Source organism: Paenibacillus naphthalenovorans (assembly GCF_900099895.1).
GTDB classification, from domain to species: domain Bacteria; phylum Bacillota; class Bacilli; order Paenibacillales; family NBRC-103111; genus Paenibacillus_G; species Paenibacillus_G naphthalenovorans.
On sequence record NZ_FNDY01000013.1, the window covers coordinates 23,135 to 47,552 of the forward strand.

Below are 24,418 nucleotides of genomic sequence, written 5' to 3' on the forward strand. Positions count from 1 at the left end.
TCCACTGTATGATGTATACACAAAAATTTTGTCGTTTTTAATCTTAACTTAGTGACTTATGTTATGGGATAAATAGTAATATAGTTCGATTTTGTTGTCAATATTTTTTTCGCTTGAATGTTATGTTATATCACATGTACTCGTTTTTTTGGATTTTTTGTCGAATAACGTCAAATATTTTCCCATATTGACGACGCTTACAAAATAGAATGTTCAAATTTTTCCATTTTTACTATTTTAATAAAATACAGAATTTTCAAGCTCACTAAAGCGTTAGTTGAACTGAGAAATTCTGTATCAGGTTTGAAGAGATTCCGACAGAAAAAAGCTTCCAGCGGATCTCCAGTTTTTCTTAATCTACTTTTTCCAGGATTCCTTGGTCTTACTCAAATGATGGATCATGGCTTTAGCTGCCAAATCCGAATTTTTCTTTTCCATACAAAGAATAATATATTCGTGTTCCGATAAAACCTCCCTCATCCGATTTCTTTTTTTAATCGCTCTCAGACCAATCAATTGAGATAAATTGTGCAAGTTCAATAATACCTGCTCAATCAAGTGGTAATCTGCAAATCGGGTTAAAGTGATATGGAAGGTTTGGTCCAGGCTGATAAATGAAATTTCATCATCCTTCTCCATGGCTTCCTGCTGATTTTGATAAATTTGTCTTAGCTGCTCCAATTGCTCAGGTGTGATCGTTTCGGTTAATTTCTTAATGACCTCACCCTCAATGGTGGTTCTAAGCAAAAAGATTTGTTCGGCTTCGCTTTCCGTTACGTTCCGCACAGCCATCCCTTTTCTGGGAATCGTAACAATTAAGCCTTCTTTTAATAAATCTTGAAGCGCTTCCCGAACAGGAGTGCGAGAAGTATTCAGCAGTTCGGCCAGCTTCACCTCCGTGAATATTTCTTCTGAAGAAATATACCCATTTAAAATGACATCCTTAATTTCGTTATATGCTCTCTCTTTGGTTGTAATTTGTTTATCGATGGGTTTCAGATTAAAACTAGGCATCATTAACCACACTTTCTTTTCTTTGTGTATACATTGTACATTATACGGTACACGTCTTATGTTAGTCAATCGTTTTCAAAAGTCGCCTTAAATTCTTTTTTTCGTATGTTCAATCTACACCCTGCCGTTTCGGGATCCTATCGAAATCTTCTTAACATACGACGCGTCGAGGCACCGTTTCCGGGCACCTCGACGCGTCGTATTTCATCTTTACTTTTGAGCTATATTACATCGAATGAATTCCTAACCCCAGCGCATTTTCGGCTGCCTCCATGATCATTTCCCCAAGCGTTGGATGAGCATGAATCGTCAAAGCCACATCTTCAAGCGTCGCTCCCATTTCAATAGCCAATCCCACCTCGGCTATCAAATTTGATGCTTCAGGACCTACAATTTGAGCGCCGATCACTACGCCCTCCTTCTTATCGGCAATCAGGGTCACCGATCCTTCCGCTATATGCAGGGACAAGGCTCTGCCGTTGGCTGCATAAGAAAATTTCCCTACCCTGGTTTCAATCCCTTGGTCGTTGGCTTCTTTTTCCAATATGCCCACCACAGCGATTTCAGGATCCGAGAACACAACCGCAGGAATACAACGGTAATCGACCACACTTCCCCTGCCGGCAATCACTTCCGCTGCTGCCTTTCCTTCATAAGAAGCTTTGTGTGCCAAAGCAGGGCCGGGAACAATATCGCCTATGGCATAAATATGGGATACGTTTGTTCTGCACTGGCGATCCACAGCGATCAATTTTTTGTCATTTACTTGTATGCCCGCCGCTTCCAAACCTAATTGATCCGTGTTGGGCTTGCGTCCAACCGTAACCAATACATAATCGGCTGTGAGTTGTTTTTCCTCCCCCGCTGCTTCAAAAGTGACGGTGACCTCATGATTCTTTTCCGAGCAATGTTTAGCAAACGCCTTGGTATATACATCCACGTTCGCCTTTTTCAAATTTCGGTTCACTGTGCTTACTAAACGTTTGTCAAAGCCGGGCAGGATGGAGGCTCCGCCCTCAAGAATGGTAACCTTTGTGCCGAATTTGGCAAAAGCTTGACCCAGTTCAATTCCTATGTATCCGCCGCCGACCACGGCCAGCCGTTTAGGCACTTCTTCCAAATTCAATGCAGCTGTTGATGAAAGAACTCTTTGACTGAACGGCAAATCGGGCAGCTCCATCGGCCGGGAGCCCGCTGCAAGAATACAATGCTGAAAATGGTAATGGTCGGAGCCGTTTGCATGGGTAACGACAATTTCGTTCTTGCTGACGAAGCGGGCTTCGCCTTGGATGACTTCAATCTGATGTCCTTTCAGTAAACTGCTTACGCCGCCGGTCAGTCTGTCAATCACGCTCCGCTTCCACTTCTGCACTTTGGCATAATTTAGTTTGACATGATCGGCATCGATTTCAATGCCCATTTCCTGATAGCGTGACACATTTTGATAGGCTTCAGCCGCCGAGATTAGCGCTTTGGAAGGAATACAGCCTACGTTCAGGCAGACTCCCCCCAGATTCTCTTTCTCAATCACCGTCACTTTTTTACCTAATTGGGCCGCGCGGATGGCTGCCGTATATCCTCCGGGACCCGCACCGATCACCACGACATCAAGCTCAAGAGCCATCTTTCACTCCTCCGTTCCTATTTAAATATTTTTCCAATTTTTGAAATAAAATAGAAGATAGCACAGATACAACCAACCCGTTCGCGATAATGTTGCCTGCAATAGGATGGAGCTGCCTGCAGCATCATAAATATCCCGAGAGAGCTCTGTTTTTTGTACCAGTGCCATCGATTGAATGCTGACCACGATATGGGTTAACATAATCGAACCTGTTGAAGCGAAGCCGCACCAACCATGAAGAAGGTATTGCTCAAAAAAACGGAAGTGTCCGATGCATTGAGGTTAAACAAATGCGCAATGGATAACACCCCTTTAATCCGCAAATGGCCAGAAACCAGGCAAGTCTTTAACTGCCTGGTTTCATCCTATGCCGTATGGCGGTTACAACATCAATCCCGGGGTCTCCAGATAGTCGGCAATCGATTTCAGCAGCTGCGCAGCCGGGGCTCCATCTGCGGCCTGATGGTCCCAAGTCAGTGATAACGATAGAATAGAACGGATCTCGATCCGGTCTTCTACTACCCAAGGACGCTTCAGGATTCTTCCCAGGCCCAAAATGCCGGTTTGGCCGGGATACAATATAGGAGTAAACGTATCGACTCCACTCGCTCCCAGATTGGTGATCGTAAAATTGCCGTTCTCCACATCGCGGGACTCGAGTTTCGAGTTTCTGGCTTTCGTCACGATATCGTTCAGCTCCCTGGCGACCGCTGCCAGCGATTTGCTTTGTACATCCTTGATGATCGGCACCACGAGCCCTTTGTCGGTAGCCACAGCCACATTCAAATCGACGCTTGCGGGGATGACGATCTTCCCGTTCTCCAGCTTCCCGTTGAAGCGCCGATGTATCTGCAGCGCTTTGGCCACAGCCAAAATGATGAATGCTGTAAAGGTGATCTTATCCTTTTGGACCTTTTTTACCGATTCCAGCAGAGCCACGGCATCGGTAACATCGACATCCCTGGTCATCGTAAGCTGTGCCGTCGACTGAAGACTGTGCAGCATTCGTTCTCCGCTGATCGCTTCAATGCGGTTCAACTGATAAATTTCCATGTTCTGCGGCTGCGGCGGGCTGTGATCCTCTGCCTGCGGTTGTTGAATCTCTTCACGGTCCTCAACAACCGTATTCGCCGCTTCTGCATAATTTTGTATATCCTGATGGACAATGCGCCCGTTGGGACCTGTCCCCTTCACCTTGGATATATCTACCCCCAAGGTATGGGCCAGCCTGCGGGCCGATGGGGATATTTTGATGAAGGAATTATTCGGTTGGACATCTTTCCGCTCTTCTTGCTGAGGCGCGTCCGCCTTCGCCGCTGCGGCTCCAATCTCCGCAATCGCAGCGCCTACAGGCACATCATCGTCTTCTTTAAAAAATTGTTTGATCAGAATGCCCTTTTCGGGGGCTTCAATCTCCATATTCACTTTATCGGTGGACACTTCCGCTATCACTTCATTGGCTTCCACGGGATCCCCTTCCGCTTTAAACCATCGGGTAAGGACGGCACTATCCATATTTGCGCCGAGTTTGGGTAAGATGATTTGCATGGAAATCCCTCCTTTCACATCGCTTTGTCCATGGCCTTCGCTTAAACAAGGGACAAGACCGCATTCTCAATTTTTTCGGGAGACGGAAGTGCAGCATCCTCGAGCGGCTTGCTGTGAGGAATCGGAACATTCTCCGTCCCTATTAATTTCGGTGGGGCATCCAAATAATCAAACACCTGCTCCATTACTTCATAGATGATGGATGTTCCGATCGAGCCCCATTTGTGCGATTCTTCCACAACGATAAGCCGTCCCGTTTTCTGAACCGATTGCTTCACGGTTTCCAAATCAAACGGTACCAGCGTACGGGGATCGATAATTTCGCAGGAGATTCCTCTTTCCTGCAACCGATGGGCGGCCTCTTTGGCAAGCTGTACCATCCTTGATACCGCTACAATGGTCACATCGCTGCCACTTTGGATCACGTTGGCTTTGCCGAATGGAATCGGATCCCCGCCCACTTCTACCTCATCCCTTATCCCGTAAAGCAATTTATGTTCGAGAAAGATGACCGGTTTGTTGTTGCGCACTGCGGTTTTAAATAACCCGTAAGCGTCATTGGGGCTGGATGGAAGCACGACCTCTATACCGGGCATATTACAAAATAACGATTCAAAGCTTTGCGAGTGCTGCGCACCGTTGCCTCTTCCCGCGCCCTGCTGACCGCGAAACACGACCGGAACCGGAAACTGGCCGCCCGACATATATGTCAATTTGTTCGCCTGATTAATCAGCTGATCCATGGCAACCGCACAAAAATCCATATATAAAATCTCCACAACCGGCCTTAACCCGGTCAGCGCGGCTCCGATCGCCATTCCGAAAAATCCCGTTTCCGAGATGGGGGTATCCAATACCCGGTCTGATCCAAACTGTTCCCACAGCCCCTTCGTAACTTGGAAGGCACCTCCCGGTTTGCCGATATCCTCCCCGAACAAAACGATCCGGTCATCACGTTCCATTTCTTCCTTGATCGCCAAATTGAGCGCTTGAGTATAGGTCATCTTCTGAGCCATATGTCATTTTCCTCCTATTCTGCGTAATATAACCCGTCAAATAAATGCTTCGGATCCGGCCAAGGGCTTTCTTTGGCAAATTTGACCGCATCTTCGATTTCCTGTTCTATGGACGCATCCAGCTTTTTCACATCGACCTGCAGTTGGGACAGCTTCTCCGCTGCCGTCTTCAGCGCATCTCTGGCCGCCCAGGACGCAACTTCTTCCCTGCTGCGATAAACTTCCTGATCCCCGCACATATGGCCGACAAGCCTATACGTTTTCATTTCCAGAAATATCGGACCTTTTCCGGCACGAATGTCTTCAATCGCTCTTTTGGCCACTTCGTAGACTTCCTCTACATTGTAGGCATCGACCATATGGGCGGGAATTTTATACGCCTCCGCGCGTTCGGCCATATGCTCGACCGGTACGATTTCTTCAATCGGAGTCATTTCCGAATACAGGTTGTTCTCACAAACAAATAATACGGGAAGCTTATATACGGCGGCCAAATTCAACGCCTCATGAAACGCTCCCTGGTTCGTCGCTCCATCGCCGAAGATCGTCACCGTCACATAATCTTCTTTGAGATATTTGGCGCTGTACGCCGCACCAACGGCGTGAGGAAGTCCTGCGGCCACAATCGCATTCGCTCCAAGCACGCCCCGGCTTACGTCAGTAAAGTGCATCGAGCCTCCGCGTCCTTTATTGATCCCGGTCTCCCTTCCCAGCATTTCTGCCATCAGCAGTTTCACCGGTGTTTTTCTTGCAATGACATGTCCATGTCCGCGGTATGTCGTGGTCATTTTATCCTGCGGCGCCATCGCTAAACCAACGCCTGCAGCTACCGCCTCTTGACCGATCGACAAGTGAATGGAACCTCTGATGAAATTCTCGGCGAATAATACGCTTAACGTCTCTTCGAATCTTCTGATGGTCTTCATTATGGTATAAGCTTCTGTCAGCAAATCTTTATCCATGGGAACCTCCTGTTAAGTTTGATAAAATGGGGGCTACACGATCAGTTGGCCCCCATTGACATCGAGACATACACCTGTGATGTGGATAGCCTCTTCACTGGTTAAAAATACAATGGCCTGAGCAATTTCTTCTGGAGAAGCCAACGTTCCACGGGGAATCTCTTTCCCCCACAGGTCCATGACCTCTTCTCCTCTTACGGCGATAGCGCGATCCGTCTTCGTTGTGCCTGGAGCTACGGCATTCACCCGGATCCCATAGGGTCCCAGTTCCGCTGCGAGAACTTTTGTCATGGATTCAACCGCAGCCTTGGCGCAGGAATAATGAATCGGCGTGTTTTTCAGGGCGGTGCGGGCTGCTATGGAGCTCACGTTAACGAACGAACCCTTTCTTGAATACATCATCCGCTTGGCGAACTCCCTGGAGCTGTAGAATATACTGTGCATATTGAGCCGAATGACTTTATCCCATTCCTCATCGGTTAAATGGATCGTGGGTGTATAGCCCGTAAACCCGCCTGTACAATGGATAACGGCGTATAAATCCGTGCTATCCCCTGCAATTTCGGCGAACCTGCGAACCTGCTCCGGTTTGGTCGCATCGGTTTTAACATACGTGATCCGTCCGCCCCGTTCTTTGATCTCCCGGCATAGCTTCATGCTCTTTTCTTCGTTAATATCCGCCAAATAAATGTCAGCCTGCTGTTGTGCATATAGAAAGGCGCACGACTTTCCAATTCCTTCTGCGCCTCCCAAAATAGCAACTGCTTTGTTCCGGAAACATGTATAATGCGCCAAATAAATTCATTTCCTCTCTCTTAACGTTAATTTAACGTTAATTCCATGCGAGAAGCCTCTTCCTGATGACTTACCATATAATTCAAAATTTGGAATTCTGAAATTTCATCTCCTTCCAGATTCGCCTTCAGCTCTCCTTGATGCATGACAAGCACTCTGTGGGATATCCCAACAATCTCCGGAACATCCGAGGAAATCACGATAATGGATTGGCCGTTTCTGGAAAGATCGGCAATCAGATCATATATTTCAGATCTGGCTCCTACATCAACCCCTAGTGTCGGCTCGACAAAAATCAAAATTTTAGCTTGAGCAAACACCCCTCTGGCAATCAGGACTTTTTGACGGTTCCCTCCGCTTAACGTATCCACATGATAATCCACATTCACGGCGCGTACCTTCAATCTTCCCGCAAGCTCTTCAACGTCTTCGGTTTCCTTTTTCCGGTTGATCCTCACGCCGTTGGAATAGTTCCGAATCGCAGGCAGGCTGACATTTTCACAAATCGATTTGGATAAATACAGAGCTTCATTCCGGTTGTCGGGAATCAAAAATATGCCTTTATCAATGGCGGCTTTCGTATTGTGAACACGGGTTTCCTCGCCGTTTATTTTAATCAACCCTCTATCCGGCTCCATTCGTCCGAACAATGCCTGGGCCAGCTCGGTTTTCCCGCATCCCATCAATCCGGCGATGCCAAGGATTTCTCCCTCATGCAGTTGAAAACCGACATCTGAAAAATGCGGTAACAAGGATAGCCCTTTCACTTCGTAAACGACCTTGCTACCTTTCCTCACTTCCTTGGCAGGGTAAATATCCCCGATTTCTTTGCCGACCATCCAATGAACGATTTGTTTTTCGTTGATTCCTTCCGCAGGTGTCGTCGTGACTTTCCTGCCGTCTTTAAGAACGGTGATGCGGTCGCTGATGCTTAATGCTTCCTTCAAATGATGCGAAACGAAAACAATTCCCGCGCCCTGATCCTTGAATTTTTGTACGACCTGAAACAATTTTTCCCGTTCATGCGGGGTTAGTGCGGTAGCCGGTTCATCCAAAATAAGAACCCGTGCGTTATTCAGAAAGGCCCGCGCCAGCTGGACCAGCTGTCTTGTGGCAATATTGAGATGCTTAACCGGAATGTCGGGATGAACGGTGTCCAGACCTACCTGCTTCAGCAAATCCGCCGATCGTTCAATCATGAGGGATTTATTGATTTTCCCCATATGGCTTGGAATCTGGCCCATGAAAATATTCTCTGCGACGGAGAGTTCGTGGAACAGCGCCTCTTCCTGAAACGCTGTACTGATCCCCGACCGGATGGCATCCAACGGACTGTCAAAATGGACCTCCTCATTTTGAACAAATATTTTACCGTAATTTGGGGTGATAATCCCGGCTATGACTTTGATCAATGTAGATTTGCCTGCACCGTTTTCCCCGAGAAGGGTATGGACTTCTCCCGATTGAACATCAAATGATACATCGTCCAAAGCCAGAACCCCGGGATATTGCTTCGTGATTTGTTCCACTCTTAATACTTCAGCCATTTCCCGCCCTCCTCCGTGAGAATCCATATGCTGCTTCCGGTTTTATTGAGCGACCGAAGGTTTGTAATGATCAGGCGCCAAATACTTGTTCACATCAAAACGATCGATATTCTCCTTTGTGATCGTTTCCACAGGAACTCCGATCCGTTTCGGGAGATTTCTCTCGCCGTTCAAATAGCGCACCATTATGTTGACCAGCATTCTCCCCTGCTCCACAGCCTGATAAGGCAGGGACATCGTAATTTCGCCATTTTTAATGAGCATCTGCGTATCCTTACCGATTCCCGACATGGTCACCACTTTGATTTGGCCTGTCTTGCCTACCGCTTTAATCGCATCCGCCACCCCTGCCGCAATCAGATCGGCCCCCGCATAAAAGGCATCGATATCGGGGTTCGCCTGCAGCGCATCCTGGGCGGCGTTGAGTCCCTCGGCCCTGTCGTTTTTACCGTAATGTTTACCTACAATCTCGATATCCGGATGGTTTTTTTGCATGTATTCTATAAATCCCTTTTCTCTGCCGAGCGCCCAGGAAGAGCCCGCTACCCCGGACAGCATATATACTTTACCTTTACCGTTCATTTCCTTGCCCAGGTATTCAGCCGTCATTGCGCCCAGCATTTCTTGCGTCGCCTGAATATCTGTAACAATTTTGTCGGTATTGATTCCTACGGCAAAATTGACGACAGGGACTTTTGCTCTTTCAGCCACCTCCACCGCAGTCACCAATGCATCAGGATTGGCAGGCCCTAGCAGCAGGCCGTCGATACCGCGAGAGAGTAAATCTTCCACTTGCGCAATTTGCTCCATGTGCTTATGATAACCGCCTGCGGCCGTAACGTAAGGCTTGGGCAAGCCCAGCTTTTCCAACTGCTGCTCTATCCCATATTGGAAGCCAACCCAAAGCGGATCGGATAGATAGACAAGCGATGCTCCGATTTGATATTTCTCTTTAGGCACGGGGTCCGGCTGCTGCAGATACCATTTCAGAGCCTCTTCCGGTTCAAGATCGACTACACTGGGTTCATTGGATGCCGTGCCGGCGGGCGTAGTGGCGGGAGCCGAACCTCCCTCGGCGGTTTCGCCGCCTTGGCTGCAACCCGCTGCTATAGCAGTCAGCGCAAAAACAATGGCCATTAGCAATAAGGTCTTCTTCTTGTTCTGTCCGATCATTCTCCGTTCCCCCTTAGCCCGGTTTATGTTTGGTGACGTTTTTTCCTTCTGCGAATTTGATCGAGGCTGACTGCCAATACCAAAACGACGCCGAGTGCAATGTCCTGTACATAAGAAGAAATACCGATCAAGTTCATGACATTATTTAAAAGAGCCAGCAAAAGGACGCCGAAGGCAACGTTGATGATGCTTCCCGCTCCCCCCGATAGTGACACCGCGCCGATCGCTACAGCAGCGATAGCCTCCAGCTCCAGTCCCTCGGCAATCGTCGGCTGCCCGGAATTTACCCTTGATGCAAGCAGAATTCCGCCGATTGCCGCAGCCAATCCGCTGATGACGAAAACCGAAATATCAATTTTGCGAACATTGATTCCGGTAAGCTTCGCCGCCTCTTCATTACCGCCCTTGGCATAAATGTGCCGGCCAAACACGGTTTGGGTTAAAACATAATACGAAACGGCAAGCAAAACGCAAACAATCAGCACGACTTGCGGAATGGGGCCAATAAAGCTGACAACGATTTCTCTGAAAGCAGGAGGAAGCCCGGTAACCGGCTCTCCATTCGTAATGAGAAGACCAAGTCCTCTAAGAATCGTCATCATGCCCAAGGTGACGATCAGAGAGGGAACCATGGAATAAGCAACCAATAGTCCATTGATCAAGCCGATGACTACCCCGAGCAGCAGACCGGCAAGGATGCCAATCGCCATTCCGTATTGATTTATCGTCATCGCGGTGACCACACCGACAATAGCCGCATTGGCAGCTACGGACAGATCAAAATTTCTGGTCAGCATGACAAAGGTTTGCCCAAAAGCCAAAATAGCCAGAAAGGAAGCCTGAATCAACAGGTTTTGAAAATTGAACAAAGTGAAAAATCGGGGTTGAATGATCGTCGTCAACAGCGCTACCACAACAATAATCAAGGGCAGCATAAAGTTAGGCGTGACCTTCATAGCGTACTTTGTCTTTTTCGGTAGTTTGGTTGGTTCTATCGTATTGTTCATAGGCTCCCCCTCTTTTTACATTTTCAGAACCTTTTCAATGAAATAAGGAACGATCGCCCCCCAATCCCGGTCGCCCCAACCGTCCGCAACCGCTGTCGTATAGGAAAGAAGCGTTATACTGGCGGCCGGAGTCGGAACTCCATAGAATTGACCGGCCGATATCATATTGGCCAGATCCTTTTTGACCCCCTTGATATCGAAGGATACTTCTTCCGTCGCTTGAAGTATCGCCGGAATCTTAACGGGAAGGACCTTGATTCCCGCAGGACTTTCCGCAATGAACTCGAGCATGGATTTCAAATCAATACCCGCCTTTACGCCTATGGCCAAGGCCTCCGATAAGGCGTAGGAGTATATATTCATCGGCATATTCAAAACGAGCTTCATTACCATGCCTGTTCCCGCAGGGCCGATATGTTTCATGCTTTTACAAAAAGTCCCCAAAACAGGCTTCGCCCGGGAAATGCTCTCTTCATCTCCGCCCATCAAAGCAATCAGGCTGCCTTCGCGGGCATGCACCACTGTTCCTGATACCGGCGAATCGATCAAACTCCCGCCTTTTTGGCAGATCATTTCCGCTAATTCACGGATGGTGGCCGGATGAACCGTGCTCATTTCAATAAAGAGCTTACCGTTAAGGCCGCCTTGCAGCAGGCCGGCTTCGCTTGTATACATCTCTTTAACCGCTTGATCATCTGCAACCATCGAAAATAAGATTTCGCAATTTTCAGTTAATTCTAGCGGAGTTTCCGCCCACTTCGCACCTTGATCCAACAAATCTTGGGCCTTGGACTTGGTCCTGTTCCAGACGGTCAGATCAACGCCTGCCTGCAATAATCTTTGTGCCATAGCAAAGCCCATTCTACCCAGTCCTGCGAAACCGATTTTCATGTTATCCCTCTTTTGTTTCATAAATTGAAACACTTATGCAGGCCGGTTTAAAAATGGGTTACCCGCCAATCAGATGACGGGTAACACCCGGTTCATTTTAGTTTTTATAGTTCGTTTCCGTTACGTTAGTGAGATCTTCCTTGGCCACAAAAGCGGCTCCCTCGGCATTTGCGCTCGTATTCAATACCAGCAGGCGCCCGGTTCCCCCGCCGACATTATTAAAGCCTCTTAATACCCCTGGCGGAACCGAAATCACGTCCAATGGACCTAATGTTGCTCTCTCTTCGCCGTTAGGACCCCAAAAGAATTCCCATAGTCCATCGAGAGGCATAAAAATTTCTTCGACTTCATGGTCATGCAATCTGGCTTGGGGACCAGGTCCCGCTTCAATAATGCCCAACGAAATTGCGCTGTCCATCAGCACCGGCGGAATGGTGGTTTCCGTAGCCGCCAATGTGCCGATATATCTGTAAGTCGCTTTCTTAAAATCCGGAAATGCATCCCAGTTGGCTTTTACATCCTGTCTGCGAATTACACGTTTGTGAACATCCTTTAGATTACTCATTGGTATTCCTCCTCAAAAAATTTTTTTATGTGGAAAATCAAAATTGATTTTCACTACCTCTGTCGTTTTTTTAATATAAAATGATGGCCGCAAACGCTTTCAGAAAGCGCAGGAGAAGCAGCCTGATCCACTTGATCATCCCGGACTGCAAAGATATTGAACGGATGTTGGGGCTTGCCGGGTTGAATTTCACCTCTGATAAACCTGATAATCACCTCCTTCAAAATCATAATAGCCTAAAGATTGCGAGGCTTGTTTGGCAATCATACAAACCTTCTGGATATACTCGTCTTTATGATGTCTGTATCGTTCGACCGGCATCGTCACGGAGTAGGCTGCTATCGGTTTTTTATTCGCTCCAAAAACCGGAGCTGCGATGCAGCAGATCCCTTTCATAAAATCTTCATCGTCCAAACAATAGCCACGCTTTTTGACTTCAGCCAACTCCGTTTTTAATTCATCCAGGTTCGATGGGGTCGATTCCGTTAATTGCTCGAACGGATTGTCTTTAAAATAATTCACGATTTTGGATTCAGGCCAAAACGCAATGACCGATTTAGGCAGAGCGCGGGCGTGGGGATATTCCTTATACCCGATATAAAGCGTTTTCACTTTTACGGCTTGAGGACAATCGATAATGCCCGTAAGAATCACGGAATCATCAATCTCTTTGCCTAAATAGGCCGTTTCCTGCGTAATGTTGGAAAGCTCCTGCAAATACATGTTCAGTGTGGCATCAGGGGTCATCGATTGCAAAAAAGCATTGTTTAAAAACGGGATCTGATAACCTACCGAGTAGACATCATCCTTGGTTTTGATGACATACCCGTAATCGAGCAGCGTATTGATTAAATGGTAAGTCGTGCTTAAGTTTAAGCGGAGGTCAATACTGATTTCCTTGATGAGCAATCCTCTCGGGTTTTTCCCGAGCAGATTTAAAATTTGAAGTGCCTTGGAAACCGACCTTATCCTAGTTTTCTCCTTTTCCATAGCATCACCCTAATGAAAATATAACAGTGAATATCGTTTAATTCAATGAAAATAAATTCATAATATGAAATATTTCAATAATTCAAAAATATCTGATCATATACGACAAAAAAACCCCTGAAGTTTCAAGGATTTTCGAGTAAAAACGCTAATTTGCATCAAATCAACAGGCTTATTTTATAAGCATTGGGGCTGCACTTAAAAAAGCAAATCGATTGATCAGGGGCAAACGCTTTCCCCCAGCGTTCCTATCAGATCCATTTCAACCCGTTCGCCGGCGGCATACCCTTTTTCCCCGGGCACTCTAACCAGGCAATTGCTTTCCAGAAAGCTGGACAGGATACCGGAAGCCTGCTTGCGGGCAATCTTCACCCGCAATTCACCCGAGGAAGAAATATAAGCGAACCCGCGTAAAAAACGGGTATGAGGCATCGGCATCATGGCAATCGGTTCGTCGCATATCCCGGTTAACCGTTGAGGCAGCGGATTCCTCCGCCCGCACATCCTGCGAATCGCCGGCAACAAATAAAGCCAAGCGTTTACGTAAGACGAGGCCGGATTTCCCGCTAAGGCAAAAATGGGCTTATCCTGCCAGGTTCCAAACAGCGCAGGCATCCCTGGACGGATTAATGTTTTCCAGAACACCACTTTTGCGCCGATTTTCTCAAATGTATTTCCGAGGAAATCATAGTCCCCCATAGAAACGCCTCCGCTGGTGACCAGAACATCCACCTGCTGAAGCGCTTCGGTTATGCGTTTTTCCAGCTCTTCCGGGTGATCCTGCACAATCCCCAAATAAACCGGGTCGCCTCCGGCCGCTCTCACCTGTCCTGCCAGCATGACACCGTTGCTGTCACGGTGTTTCCCGGGGGAGATCTGTTGATCGACATGCAGCAGCTCGCTTCCCGTCGAGAGAATCCCGACCTTAGGTTTATCGTAAACCGGAACAACCCCGACTCCAAAAGTGGACAGAAGACCCGCCTCAACAGGTCCGATAAAGGTCCCTTCCGGGAGGATGATTGTGCCCTCCTCTACATCCGCTCCCTTCCTTAGAATCGATTCGCCGGCCGTAACCGAACGGTAAATCCATACGCTTGATCGCCCCTCATCTTCCCCAATCTCCGTCTCCTCCACTTTGACTACCGCATCCGCGCCTTTGGGGATAGGCGCTCCCGTCATAATGCGGCTGGCCATGCCCGGGGCAATCTGCTTCTCCGGTATATGTCCGGCGGGAATTTCTTCAATAGTGCTCAGCTTCACAGGGGTTGAACGGCTGGCCCATTTCACGTCCTCCGCCCTCAGGGCATACCCGTCTACCGTAGAACGGTCATACATCGGGACGTTATGATCGGACAGCACAGGGTCCGCAAGACAATACCCGTGCGCTCGGGATAAAGGAATAGAAGCGAGCGGAAGGGGACGAACTGTGGCGAGAACAAGACGCTGCGCCTCCTCCAACGGAATGGGCGAAGCATTAGGTATATATAACGCCATATCGGTTTCAGCCTCCAATGTAGGACATCTCGATTTTCTTTTTCTCCGGGTTCTTGGTGTGGAGAAGCCGCTCGTCGGAGTAACGGTCCCGGCGGCTGCCCCATACCCCCATAATCAACCGGCGTATCTCTTCATCCTCCGCTCCGGAATGGATCAGCGAACGCAGATCTGTTCCTTGAGAAGCAAACAGACAGGTGTACAGGAAACCGTCCGCCGACAGGCGAGCCCTTGTACAGGTCGAACAAAAGGAATCGGTTACGGAAGAAATAACGCCGATTTCTTCGTCCGTTCCCTCATAGCGGTAGCGGTCGGCCACTTCCCCCAAATACTCGGAACGCATTCGTTCCAAAGGCATCTCGGCATGAATGCGTTCGATGATTTCTTGCTTGGACACCACATGCTTGAGATTCCAGCCGTTGCTGTTTCCGACATCCATAAACTCAATATAACGTAAAATATGCCCCGTCCCGCGGAAAAATCGGGCCATAGGCACGATATCCTGATCATTGATCCCTCGAATGACGACCATGTTCACTTTGACTTTCATCCCGGCTTTCGATGCGGCATCGATGCCTTCCATTACCGTTCGGACATCGCATCGCCCGCCGTTCATTTGGCCAAACCGGTTCTCGTCTATGCTGTCCAAACTGACATTGATCCGCTGAAGACCTGCATTCTTCAGCTCCTCTGCATATTTTGCCAGCAGTGAACCATTGGTGGTTAAGGTGACGTCATTCACACCTTCGATCGACCGCAGCATCCGGATTAGATTCGGCAGTTCCTTGCGCAGCAGCGGCTCTCCGCCAGTGATGCGGATTTTTTCAACGCCGAGGGATGCGAAAATGCGGGCTAAACGGGCGATTTCCTCAAAACCGAGCAGCTGATCTTTTGGAAGGAACAGATGGTCTGGACCAAACAACTCTTTCGGCATACAATAACGGCAGCGGAAATTGCAGCGATCGGTTACGGAAATCCGCAAATCACGTAGAGGGCGCTGTAATGAGTCTGTCATTTTGCTGATCTGATCCATCTTCTCTCCCCCTCATGTTATTTTTTTATTTTTGATTTTCAGCAGCTCGGCCATAATGCTGACACTGATCTCCTCAGGCCCTTCCGCACCGATACTTAAACCTATAGGTGAATGCACCCAATCAGGCAAAGCATCGGGCGCCATGAGGCGCGTGGTTCTCAATCGGGGTCCCAATACCCCCAGATACTGAGGCGGCGATGCAATCAAATCGCGTAAAATCGATTGGTCCCGCTGGAAGCTGTGCGTCATAATGAGTACATAGCTTGTTTGGGGAATGTTATTTTTTTGCAGATAAGTCTCCGGATGCTCAGGGATCAATTGATCCGCCGTTGGAAAAATTTCTGCGTTACAGCGACTGGTTTTGGGGTCGATAATGGTAACAAAGAAATCCAAATGAGAGGCCAGTCTGGCTATCGGTTCCACATCCGGCCCTGCCCCGAAAATGTATAGCTGCTCTCTGGGTTCGTACAGCTCAAGTAAGAATTCGCCTTCAACGTCTGCTAAACGGATTAATTCAATCTTCCTGCCGCTGATTAAAAACCGCTTTAACTCCGGTATGATCTTCTCCTTCAAGCCTGTTTCCGCGTCCCCAAGGACCGCCCCGTTGTCCGTATAAAATAAATGCACCCTTTGCGCGTCATCGTCACTTACACGTTTTGCGCTTGCAACCTTGCTGCCGTTATTCAGAACCGATTCCACTTCAGGCCATATGGGCTGATGGTGATCAGGAGGGATATATTCCCATTCATTAGGCTCCACATAAACCTTGATGCTCCCGTTGCAGCCGGCTCCCTGCCCCCAGGACAAATCGTCCTCCGACCTTAAGTCATAAATGACTGTCTTGGGCTGCCGATGGTTAATGATCTCACGGGCATGGTAAGCTAAATCTTCTTCCAAACAGCCGGCGCTAATCGTTCCATATTGGCTGTCGTCTTCCCCGATTAACATCTTTGCTCCCGGGTGGCGGTATGTGGAACCATCTACGGCAATGATCGTCGCCATGGCGAATCGTTGTTGTTTCTTTTCTTTCATTTTCTTTAGAATCCGGTAAGAATCATTCATAGCCATTACTCCTCCGACATGAATATATTTTTCATACGCTGCTTTTCTCTTCAACCATTCATTGGATTAGTTCAGAGCCGAGTGTCAACAAGCACTTTCGGGTATTTGGAGGCAATATCCGAGTGGCATATGAATTATTTCTTAAATACATAAAAGGATTGGGAGACTTGATTCCATCCATGCCCAAATGGCGGATAGCGCCTTCCGTCACATCCTGAATCAACGTGTCGGAAGCTGCCTTTGCGCGTCTCAACCAAATGCCGGAATTGCCCTCGGACATGGGTCGGGAATCAATGGATTTATCCAATAATAATTGTGCGCTGTGTGAAAGCACATCGATTTGGCCTAGCCATCTCACGATCTCCATGTCTTCATTTGGTTTGACACAGCGCTGTCTTTCTTTCTCTATAAAAAGCTCTATTCCTAAATCGGCCATGCCGATGTTGATAGCGCATATTCCAAGGGGGAGAATGTCGGGATGGGTTAAACCCGTAATCGCTCCAGGCTGTCCGACCAACTCAGCCGGAGATAATGGATAGGATTTGAAACGGACGCTGTAGGTAGAAGAAGCGACCATGGCATCCAGACCATTGGATTTGATCACTTCAACGGCCGGATGCTTCCCGTTAACCAGGCAAAGCTGTAAAGAGTCCATCGATGGCTGACTCCACTCGGGCTGTGCAAAAACAACATAATAATCAGCCAGACCTGCAAGAGTGCAGAAATCCTTTTGGCCGTTGAGAATCATCGAAGCATGGTTTTGCGAGATTCGGGTAGAAAAATCATACCTGTAGTCTCTTCCGTCCTCTGACCGGGCAAGCGCAAACAGGCTTGCATCATCCAGCCATGTTTTCAGGCGGCTCCGAAACGTTTTCTTTCCCAGCTCATACACCATGTACACAGCAACATTATGAACATGAACCGCCAGGGTCAATGCTCCGTCCCCGTAAGCCAATTGCCTTATCACCTGCAGGTAACTTCTCAGATCCAGCCCCAGTCCTCCGAAACGGGAGTCCACCAGCATGCGGTGAAACCCGGCTTGTATGAGCTGCGACCAAACTTTTAACAGCACCCGTTCCTTATCCGCCTCTTGATCCATATGATTTCGAATGACTTCGGCAAGGTCTTTAGCAGTATCCAATAAGTCTTTCCATACCATAGGTTGCTGTCCCACCATCCTCCCCACCTTCCCCTATTGAAAAATCACACCAAAACCGCTATAAACCACAGACTTGTCTTCCAGCGATTTTGGTGCTCGTGAAATGAAGTTCGAATATTGTCAGCCGTCATGCAGTGTCGCTGCGTGTCATTCAGCTTGCTTCTTTCTTCATCGCGCTAAAAAATTGCCCCATTAATAAACTGGCTACACCCGACATCATCCGCTGTCCGATCCCGGCAATCACTCCCCCGACCGTAGCCTCGCCTTCGCATATGACGTTGGTTCGGTTGTCGGCCACCTGCTCGAGTTTGATCAGCATTTCCTGCTGTACAAATCCTAACGGCCCCTGGCCGTCCATACTCAACCGGAATTGTTCGCCTTCCACCGCATCAAACAGCTTTACCGTCCCTTTGTAACGCCCTTTCACCATCTTGATTCCAACCTCCAGCTCCGCACTGTAAGTATTGTCATCAATGGCTTGCAGCGATTTCAGCCCTGGCATGGTTCGGATCAAAACATCAGGATCCGTAAGCAATTGATATGCCGTAGCCGAATTGGTCGGAAGTTCATAAGTACCGGACACCTTCATTCATTCCACTCTCCTTGAGCATTGTTTATTGAAGAAAAACTTCCCGGGAGAGAACTCCCGAGAATCGTGTTTTTACTTTTGATTTAACGTTCTCCAAATCGATTCCGCAGTCAAAGGCAGATTCAGAAGCTTAAACCCCGGACGGTCGATCGCATCTGTGATCGCACTGGCTAAGGTAGCGGGGACCGGTCCCGGAATTCCCTCTCCCTTGCCCTTTGTGCCCAAAGGTGTATAAGGAGTGGGAACGTTGTACTCGATCATTTCGATATCGGGAACATCGGCAGCCGATGGCATATGATACTCCATTAAGGTCGTGGATAAAGGCTGGCCCGTTTCATCGAAGTAATATTTCTCATACCGGGTGTTGCCTATTCCCAAAACTACACCGCCGTGAACTTGCCCGCGAACGATCATGGGATTAATCGGAACTCCGCAATCGTCTACGACGACGTAACGTAAAATCTTGTAATCTCCCGTTTCCGGATTCACTTCAACCACCGCACCGTGTACACCAATACTCAGCATCCCGGCAATATCCGCTTCAAAGTAAGCGGTCGCTTCCAAACCGGCTTCCATTCCGGCCGGAAGTTTGGTTGGCCCCAGTATCGCTACATCGGCGATATCCCTAAGCTTTATTCTTTTGCTCGGTTCTTTATTCCAAATGACTTCTCCATTGGCAAAAGTAAAATCTTCCGGTCCGGCGTCTACTCCCAGGATGTGGGCGGCGATTTTTTGGATTTTCGGCTTCAGCTTCCGGCAAGCCAGAACAGCGGCACTAACCGTATAGGACGCTCCCCGGTTCCCCAAGGTTCCCGAAGCGAATGGAGTACCGAACGTATCGCCATAACTGATATATACATCGTCAATCGTAATCCCAAGCTCGTCCGCTACGGCTTGCGCAATGGTCGTTTCATGGCCCTGCCCTTGCGGGGAGTCCCCTTCAAATACCTGAACCATGCCATGAGCATCAATCTTAATGGTAGCCGCCCCATAACCCGGTTGATTTTCCATCGGCACAAAGATTTGCGAGCCCAGACCGGACATTTCACAGCCCATAGCAAAGCCGACACCGATCAAACGCCCGTTCTTTCGCGCTTCTTTTTGCTCCTCTTTCACCCGGTCATAATCGAGGTGTTCGAGAAGCTTTTGGAAAGCGCCTTCATAATCTCCGCTATCATGCGTGATTCCTGTAGCTGTAACATGGGGGAACTGCTTGATGATATTCGTTTCAAACACTTGACGGGGATCCAGTTTCAGCTCCCTCGCTACCAAATGCATCGCATAATCCATTGCAAACCGGCCGGGGAATTCTCCGAACGCCCTGCTGGGTGTGGATGAAGGCTTGTTGGTTACTACGCAAGACAAATCGATATGGACACTTGGAACATCGTAAGCGTTCGTTAAGTACGCCGCACCTAACCATGACATGACAAATCCCAGGTAAACTCCGATTCTGCCATCCCCGACATCGGCAATCATACGGTTTCTAAGGCCGAGAATTTTGCCATCCTTGCGAACGGCAAGCTCCAGGTTATGAATTTGGTCACGTTCATGACCGATCGTCATCAGGCTTTCCATTCGGTTTTCGACCCATTTGACAGGTCTTTTCAGCTTTAACGCCAAATAACTGATGAGAAGTTCTTCACGATAGACAGGAGCCTTGGTTCCAAAGGCGCCGCCGACGTCCTTGGGAGCGATGACCCGCACCTTATGATGAGGAATGTTCATGATTTGCGATATCGCCATCCTCAAAATATGCGGCCGTTGTGAATTGACATGAACGGTCAAACCCTCAAATCCGTCATAGGTGGCAAGCGCCCCCCGCGTTTCCATCGGAGCCGCCCCCGTACGATGACCGTAAAACCGTTCGGAAAGGATAAAATCCGCTTCCTCAAAAGCTTTATCCACATCTCCGTTGGCGAGTACGCCATGCCAAAGCACATTATTTTTCCAATCCTCATAGATCTTCGGAGCTTCGGGCTTGAGCGCTTCCTCCGGATTGATAAGAGCAGGCAAAGGTTCATATTCAATCTCGACCAGCTGCGCCGCATCCTCGGCAATATATTTGCTTTCCGCTATCACAGCCACGACCGGATCGCCTACCCATAGGACTTTATCGATCGCCAGCGGATAAACGGTCGGGAGCTGCAGTTCCCCGCCCAAATTAGGGATAATGGATGGAACGAGCATCGGCTTCATGGCTGCGGCCACTTCCGCACCGGTCACAACCGCTACCACACCAGGGTAGTTCTCCGCCTTGCTGATATCGATATGGCGAATCCGCGCATGCGCATGAACACTTCGTACCACATGAAGATATGTTGTTCCGGGTAAGGTGTAATCGGCAATATATTTTCCCTCTCCCACTAATAACCGGGGGTCTTCACGACGACGAATAGGCCGTCCCACCCATTTCGTCTCAGATGCAGTTGTAGTAGTCATACACCGAATCCTCTCCTTAATAGAGAATAGTTATTTATCCTAGTTAGCCAATAATTTATCCCGCTGCTCCTTAGGCATAGAGGCTAAACGATCTGCGGCATATTGTACCGCTTCGATAATGTGCTGATAACCGGTACATCTGCATAAGTTGCCGACCAGCGCTTCTCTGATTTCGGTATCGGATGGATGCGGATTGACCTTTAATAAATTATATGCGGACATCATCATTCCGGGGGTGCAAAAACCGCATTGCAGGCCGTGTTTTTCCCAGAAGCCTTCCTGAATGGGATGAAGATTATCGGCCTCTCCCAGTCCTTCTACGGTCATAATGTTGGAGCCTTCGGCCTGAACCGCCAACATCAAACAAGATTTGATCGCTTCTCCGTTCAGCACCACGGTACATGCTCCGCATCTTCCTTCCACCGAACATCCCACGTGAGTCCCCGTAAAGCCCAGCTCTTCCCGCAAGAAATCCACCAGCAGCATACGGATCGGAACCTGCTTCTCTACGATCCGGCCATTGACGCGAACCTGAATCGTTTTTGTTCCATCTACACCGGCCGTTTGAACGCCCTGTACTGAATTCGCCATTAGAGAATTTCCCCCTTTGCTCTTCGGACTGCTTTGGATAACACATTAACCCCGTATTCCTTGAGAAGAACCTTGCGGTAGGTAGCTGTCGCGCGCATATCGGATTCCACTTCGATTTCCTGGGCCAGGACATCCGCTGCTTCCTGCAGAAGCTCCGTTGTAACCGTTTTCCCGACAAGGAACTTTTCGGTGTCTACAGCTCGCTGTGGACGGGGGTTCACTCCGCCGACGTAAATTCGGGAAGATTGACAAATATCGTCCGCCAGAGTAACCCGGGCTCCAACGCTAATCACCGAAAAATCGCCAAACACGACGGCGTGCTTACTGTAGGCAGATCCCGATCCCGGCTCCGGGGATGGAATGTCAATATATACAAGAAGTTCGTTATCCTCGACAACCGTCGTCATCAAACCAAGGAAAAAGTCTTCTGCAGAATAAATGCTCTCGCCTTCCTTCGAACGAATCCGGAAGGTGCCGTCCAAAACCAGGATCGGTACCGGAAGATCGGCTGCCGGATCCGCATGAACCAAACTGCCCCCAATGGTTCCTCTATTTCTGATCTGTACATCTCCTATATATTTTGCCGCATCAGAAATAATAGGATATTTGGATAACACCAAAGGATGGGTGGCCAGCGTTTTGTGTCGGGTCAATGCACCGATTCTGAGAATCCGATTTCCCGGTTCCCGGAATCTTTCGCCAAATTCCTGAATTTCCATCACCTTGTTAATGTCAATGACGGCTGATGTTTCCATCATTCTCAGCTTCAATATAGGCAGCACGCTTTGACCGCCGGCGACAATCTTCGCCTGGCTTCCGTACTGATCTAGCAGCTCTAAGCACTCCTCTAATGATGACGGAGCATAATATTCAGATATCGGTGCCGGATACATAAACTTTTCACCTCTTAATTTTAAAGTTATGCTTATGTCTACTGACCCTGTGGAGCAGCTACCATATCCATCTTGCTTTTTTAAGTCATATTCATCACCCCTTCATATTTTATAAGTGATCGGGCATTCAACATTTTGCTGCTTGTCATAGCAGAATGTTCTGTATAATATTTCCGGAATTAAGAGTAGTATAACAATTCAGGAAAGCGTTATCAATGAAACTGTTTTCATATTATGAAAAAAAAGATTTTCCTAGTTTTATGTTAAAAAGGCTGTTGATTTACCATCAACAGCCCCGGAAAAACCAAACTATAACCAGCATATGCTGTGATAAAAAAAGTGTACAGCACCGCTGCAAATGTATACCTTGGAAAATGCGCGGGAGCATCCGCAATACTAAGAAAACGGATACTGCCGAGGTTCCTGCTGGACGGAAATCCATTTCACCGTTGTGAATTCCTCCAAAGCTGATTCTCCGCAATACCGGCCCAGTCCGGACGATTTTTCCCCGCCGAACGGGATATGGGATTCCACGTTTACGGTCTGATCATTGACGTGAATCATGCCCGTTACAATTTGCTGCGCCACTTTAATCCCCCGCTCGATCGATCCGGAGTGTACCGCGCCGCTTAATCCAAAATCGCAATCATTCGCGATCCGGATCGCTTCTTCCTCGCCGTCTACAGGAATAATAACCGCCACAGGGCCGAAGATCTCCGTCCTGGCGGCAGCCATATCGTTCGTTACATCCGTAAGAATATAAGGCTCGATGACGTTTCCTGCGACTTTGCCTTCAAGCTCAAGCTTGGCCCCTTCACTCAGGCTTTGTGTAATCAGGCTTTGAACCTTTTCGATTTGTTTTTGGTTGATCATCGGACCGATAATCGTATCGGGCTCGGCCGGGTTTCCGGCTTTCACTTTTAAAGTCGCTTCTTTAAATTTCTCAACAAATTCCGGATAGATTTTGCGATCTACGATAAAACGGTTGGTTGCAATACATATTTGACCCTGATGCAAATACTTGCCGAAGGCTGCGGAAGCGACGGCTTGATCCACATTCGCATCGTCAAGAATAATAAATGCGTTGTTGCCGCCAAGCTCTAAGGCCACCTTCTTCAAATGCCTGCCCGCAATTTCGGCAACTCTTTTCCCTGCCGCTGTAGAGCCCGTAAATGAAATCACTCTTGGAATCGGATGCTCCACAAAATCGTCGCCGACTTCTTCCAGGTCGTACACCACTACGCTGAACAATCCCTTCGGTATTCCCGCTTCCTCAAAGATTTGGGCTATGATCAGGCCGCCTGTGATCGGGGTCTGGGAATCGGCCTTTAATACAATCCCGTTACCGGTCGCAATCGCCGGCGCCACCACCCGGATACTCAAATAGAACGGCCAGTTCCAAGGTGTAATCGCTCCGACGACACCGACCGGATTACGATAAATACGGTTCTCCTTTCCCGGTATAAAGGAAGGAAGAATCTCGCCATTCATCCGGAAGCAATACTTGGCCGCTTCCTTGACATCCCCGATGGCAGCGCCCACTTCAATCGACGCCTTTAATTGCGAGCTTCCGCTTTCTTCCACAAGCCATTTGACAATCTCCTCTTGACGTTCGGCTATAAGTGCTGCAGCCTTTTCCATCAGTGCGGCTTTCTCATGCGGGGGTACCTGCGCCCATTCCGCTTGAGCCTTCCTTGCCGCTTCATAGGCATCATGGATGTCCTGCTTATTGGCGAGCCTAATTTCAGTGATCACTTCATCGCTGAATTTGTTGGTAACCGCTGCGGTCCGCTGACTGGATCCTTCTTTCCATTCGCCGCCGATAAAAATTTTATTCCATAACGTAGCAGGAGACACCGTAGACATGCCGCTTCACTCCTCATTAAGTTTATTATCGATCCTTGACAACCATCATCATCCGGTTCAGTTGTGAATTTACGGCCTTAGCGTGTGTAAGGAACAGACATCACCTCCCCTAAGAAATGCCAACCTGCCTGTCACCACGTTCTTTAACACCTCCTTTTAT

Annotated in this window: 21 protein-coding genes; all 21 read right to left on the reverse strand. The window is 48.4% G+C overall.

Annotated elements, in window-relative coordinates; genetic code table 11:
- Positions 1–357 precede the first annotated feature (357 nt).
- Complete coding sequence (locus BLT35_RS14135; protein ID WP_054817543.1) at positions 358–1,017, reverse strand: GntR family transcriptional regulator; 660 nt, start codon at positions 1,015–1,017, stop codon at positions 358–360.
- Positions 1,018–1,240: 223 nt separating this feature from the next.
- The gene (gene lpdA / locus BLT35_RS14140) at positions 1,241–2,638 is read right to left on the reverse strand and encodes a dihydrolipoyl dehydrogenase (RefSeq protein WP_074728523.1); all 1,398 of its coding nucleotides are present in this window, start codon (positions 2,636–2,638) and stop codon (positions 1,241–1,243) included.
- A gap of 381 nt (positions 2,639–3,019) precedes the next feature.
- The gene (locus BLT35_RS14150; RefSeq protein WP_074728527.1) at positions 3,020–4,186 is read right to left on the reverse strand and encodes a dihydrolipoamide acetyltransferase family protein; all 1,167 of its coding nucleotides are present in this window, start codon (positions 4,184–4,186) and stop codon (positions 3,020–3,022) included.
- A 41-nt stretch (positions 4,187–4,227) separates the two neighbouring features.
- Complete coding sequence (locus BLT35_RS14155; protein WP_062409757.1) at positions 4,228–5,202, reverse strand: alpha-ketoacid dehydrogenase subunit beta; 975 nt, start codon at positions 5,200–5,202, stop codon at positions 4,228–4,230.
- Positions 5,203–5,216: 14 nt separating this feature from the next.
- A complete protein-coding gene (locus BLT35_RS14160; RefSeq protein ID WP_062409758.1) occupies positions 5,217–6,164 on the reverse strand; it encodes a thiamine pyrophosphate-dependent dehydrogenase E1 component subunit alpha in 948 nt (315 codons plus the stop codon).
- Between the two features lie 33 nt (positions 6,165–6,197).
- On the reverse strand, positions 6,198–6,959 hold the full coding sequence (locus tag BLT35_RS14165) for an SDR family NAD(P)-dependent oxidoreductase (RefSeq protein ID WP_054817535.1): 762 nt from the start codon (positions 6,957–6,959) through the stop codon (positions 6,198–6,200).
- A gap of 26 nt (positions 6,960–6,985) precedes the next feature.
- On the reverse strand, positions 6,986–8,506 hold the full coding sequence (locus BLT35_RS14170; RefSeq protein WP_074728529.1) for a sugar ABC transporter ATP-binding protein: 1,521 nt from the start codon (positions 8,504–8,506) through the stop codon (positions 6,986–6,988).
- A 42-nt stretch (positions 8,507–8,548) separates the two neighbouring features.
- Complete coding sequence (locus tag BLT35_RS14175) at positions 8,549–9,679, reverse strand: TMAO reductase system protein TorT (protein ID WP_074728531.1); 1,131 nt, start codon at positions 9,677–9,679, stop codon at positions 8,549–8,551.
- A gap of 23 nt (positions 9,680–9,702) precedes the next feature.
- Positions 9,703–10,686: an ABC transporter permease gene (locus tag BLT35_RS14180; RefSeq protein WP_074728533.1), complete on the reverse strand. Its 984-nt coding sequence runs from the start codon at positions 10,684–10,686 to the stop codon at positions 9,703–9,705.
- Between the two features lie 15 nt (positions 10,687–10,701).
- Complete coding sequence (locus tag BLT35_RS14185; RefSeq protein WP_074728535.1) at positions 10,702–11,598, reverse strand: NAD(P)-dependent oxidoreductase; 897 nt, start codon at positions 11,596–11,598, stop codon at positions 10,702–10,704.
- A gap of 76 nt (positions 11,599–11,674) precedes the next feature.
- Positions 11,675–12,142 carry a cupin domain-containing protein gene (locus BLT35_RS14190; protein ID WP_054817529.1) on the reverse strand — a complete coding sequence of 156 codons (468 nt, stop codon included), beginning with the start codon at positions 12,140–12,142 and terminating at the stop codon, positions 11,675–11,677.
- 189 nt (positions 12,143–12,331) lie between these two features.
- Entirely contained in the window at positions 12,332–13,132 is an 801-nt protein-coding gene (locus tag BLT35_RS14195; protein WP_074728538.1) for an IclR family transcriptional regulator, read from the reverse strand.
- A gap of 219 nt (positions 13,133–13,351) precedes the next feature.
- Entirely contained in the window at positions 13,352–14,626 is a 1,275-nt protein-coding gene (locus tag BLT35_RS14200) for a molybdopterin molybdotransferase MoeA (protein WP_074728540.1), read from the reverse strand.
- A gap of 7 nt (positions 14,627–14,633) precedes the next feature.
- Positions 14,634–15,656, reverse strand: a complete 1,023-nt coding sequence (gene moaA / locus BLT35_RS14205; RefSeq protein WP_074728542.1) for a GTP 3',8-cyclase MoaA — start codon at positions 15,654–15,656, stop codon at positions 14,634–14,636.
- A gap of 12 nt (positions 15,657–15,668) precedes the next feature.
- Positions 15,669–16,718 (reverse strand): XdhC family protein, encoded by a 1,050-nt coding sequence (locus BLT35_RS14210; RefSeq protein WP_074728544.1) that lies wholly within the window; start codon positions 16,716–16,718, stop codon positions 15,669–15,671.
- A gap of 58 nt (positions 16,719–16,776) precedes the next feature.
- Positions 16,777–17,895 carry an acyl-CoA dehydrogenase family protein gene (locus tag BLT35_RS14215; protein WP_074728546.1) on the reverse strand — a complete coding sequence of 373 codons (1,119 nt, stop codon included), beginning with the start codon at positions 17,893–17,895 and terminating at the stop codon, positions 16,777–16,779.
- Positions 17,896–18,028: 133 nt separating this feature from the next.
- The gene (locus BLT35_RS14220) at positions 18,029–18,466 is read right to left on the reverse strand and encodes an SRPBCC family protein (protein WP_062409768.1); all 438 of its coding nucleotides are present in this window, start codon (positions 18,464–18,466) and stop codon (positions 18,029–18,031) included.
- 72 nt (positions 18,467–18,538) lie between these two features.
- Positions 18,539–20,908, reverse strand: a complete 2,370-nt coding sequence (locus BLT35_RS14225; RefSeq protein WP_074728548.1) for a xanthine dehydrogenase family protein molybdopterin-binding subunit — start codon at positions 20,906–20,908, stop codon at positions 18,539–18,541.
- A 39-nt stretch (positions 20,909–20,947) separates the two neighbouring features.
- A complete protein-coding gene (locus BLT35_RS14230; RefSeq protein ID WP_062409770.1) occupies positions 20,948–21,499 on the reverse strand; it encodes a (2Fe-2S)-binding protein in 552 nt (183 codons plus the stop codon).
- Complete coding sequence (locus BLT35_RS14235) at positions 21,499–22,392, reverse strand: FAD binding domain-containing protein (protein ID WP_074728550.1); 894 nt, start codon at positions 22,390–22,392, stop codon at positions 21,499–21,501. Before BLT35_RS14235 ends, BLT35_RS14230 begins: the two co-directional genes overlap by 1 nt.
- Before the next feature lie 396 nt (positions 22,393–22,788).
- A complete protein-coding gene (locus BLT35_RS14240; RefSeq protein WP_074728552.1) occupies positions 22,789–24,258 on the reverse strand; it encodes an aldehyde dehydrogenase family protein in 1,470 nt (489 codons plus the stop codon).
- Positions 24,259–24,418 lie beyond the last annotated feature (160 nt).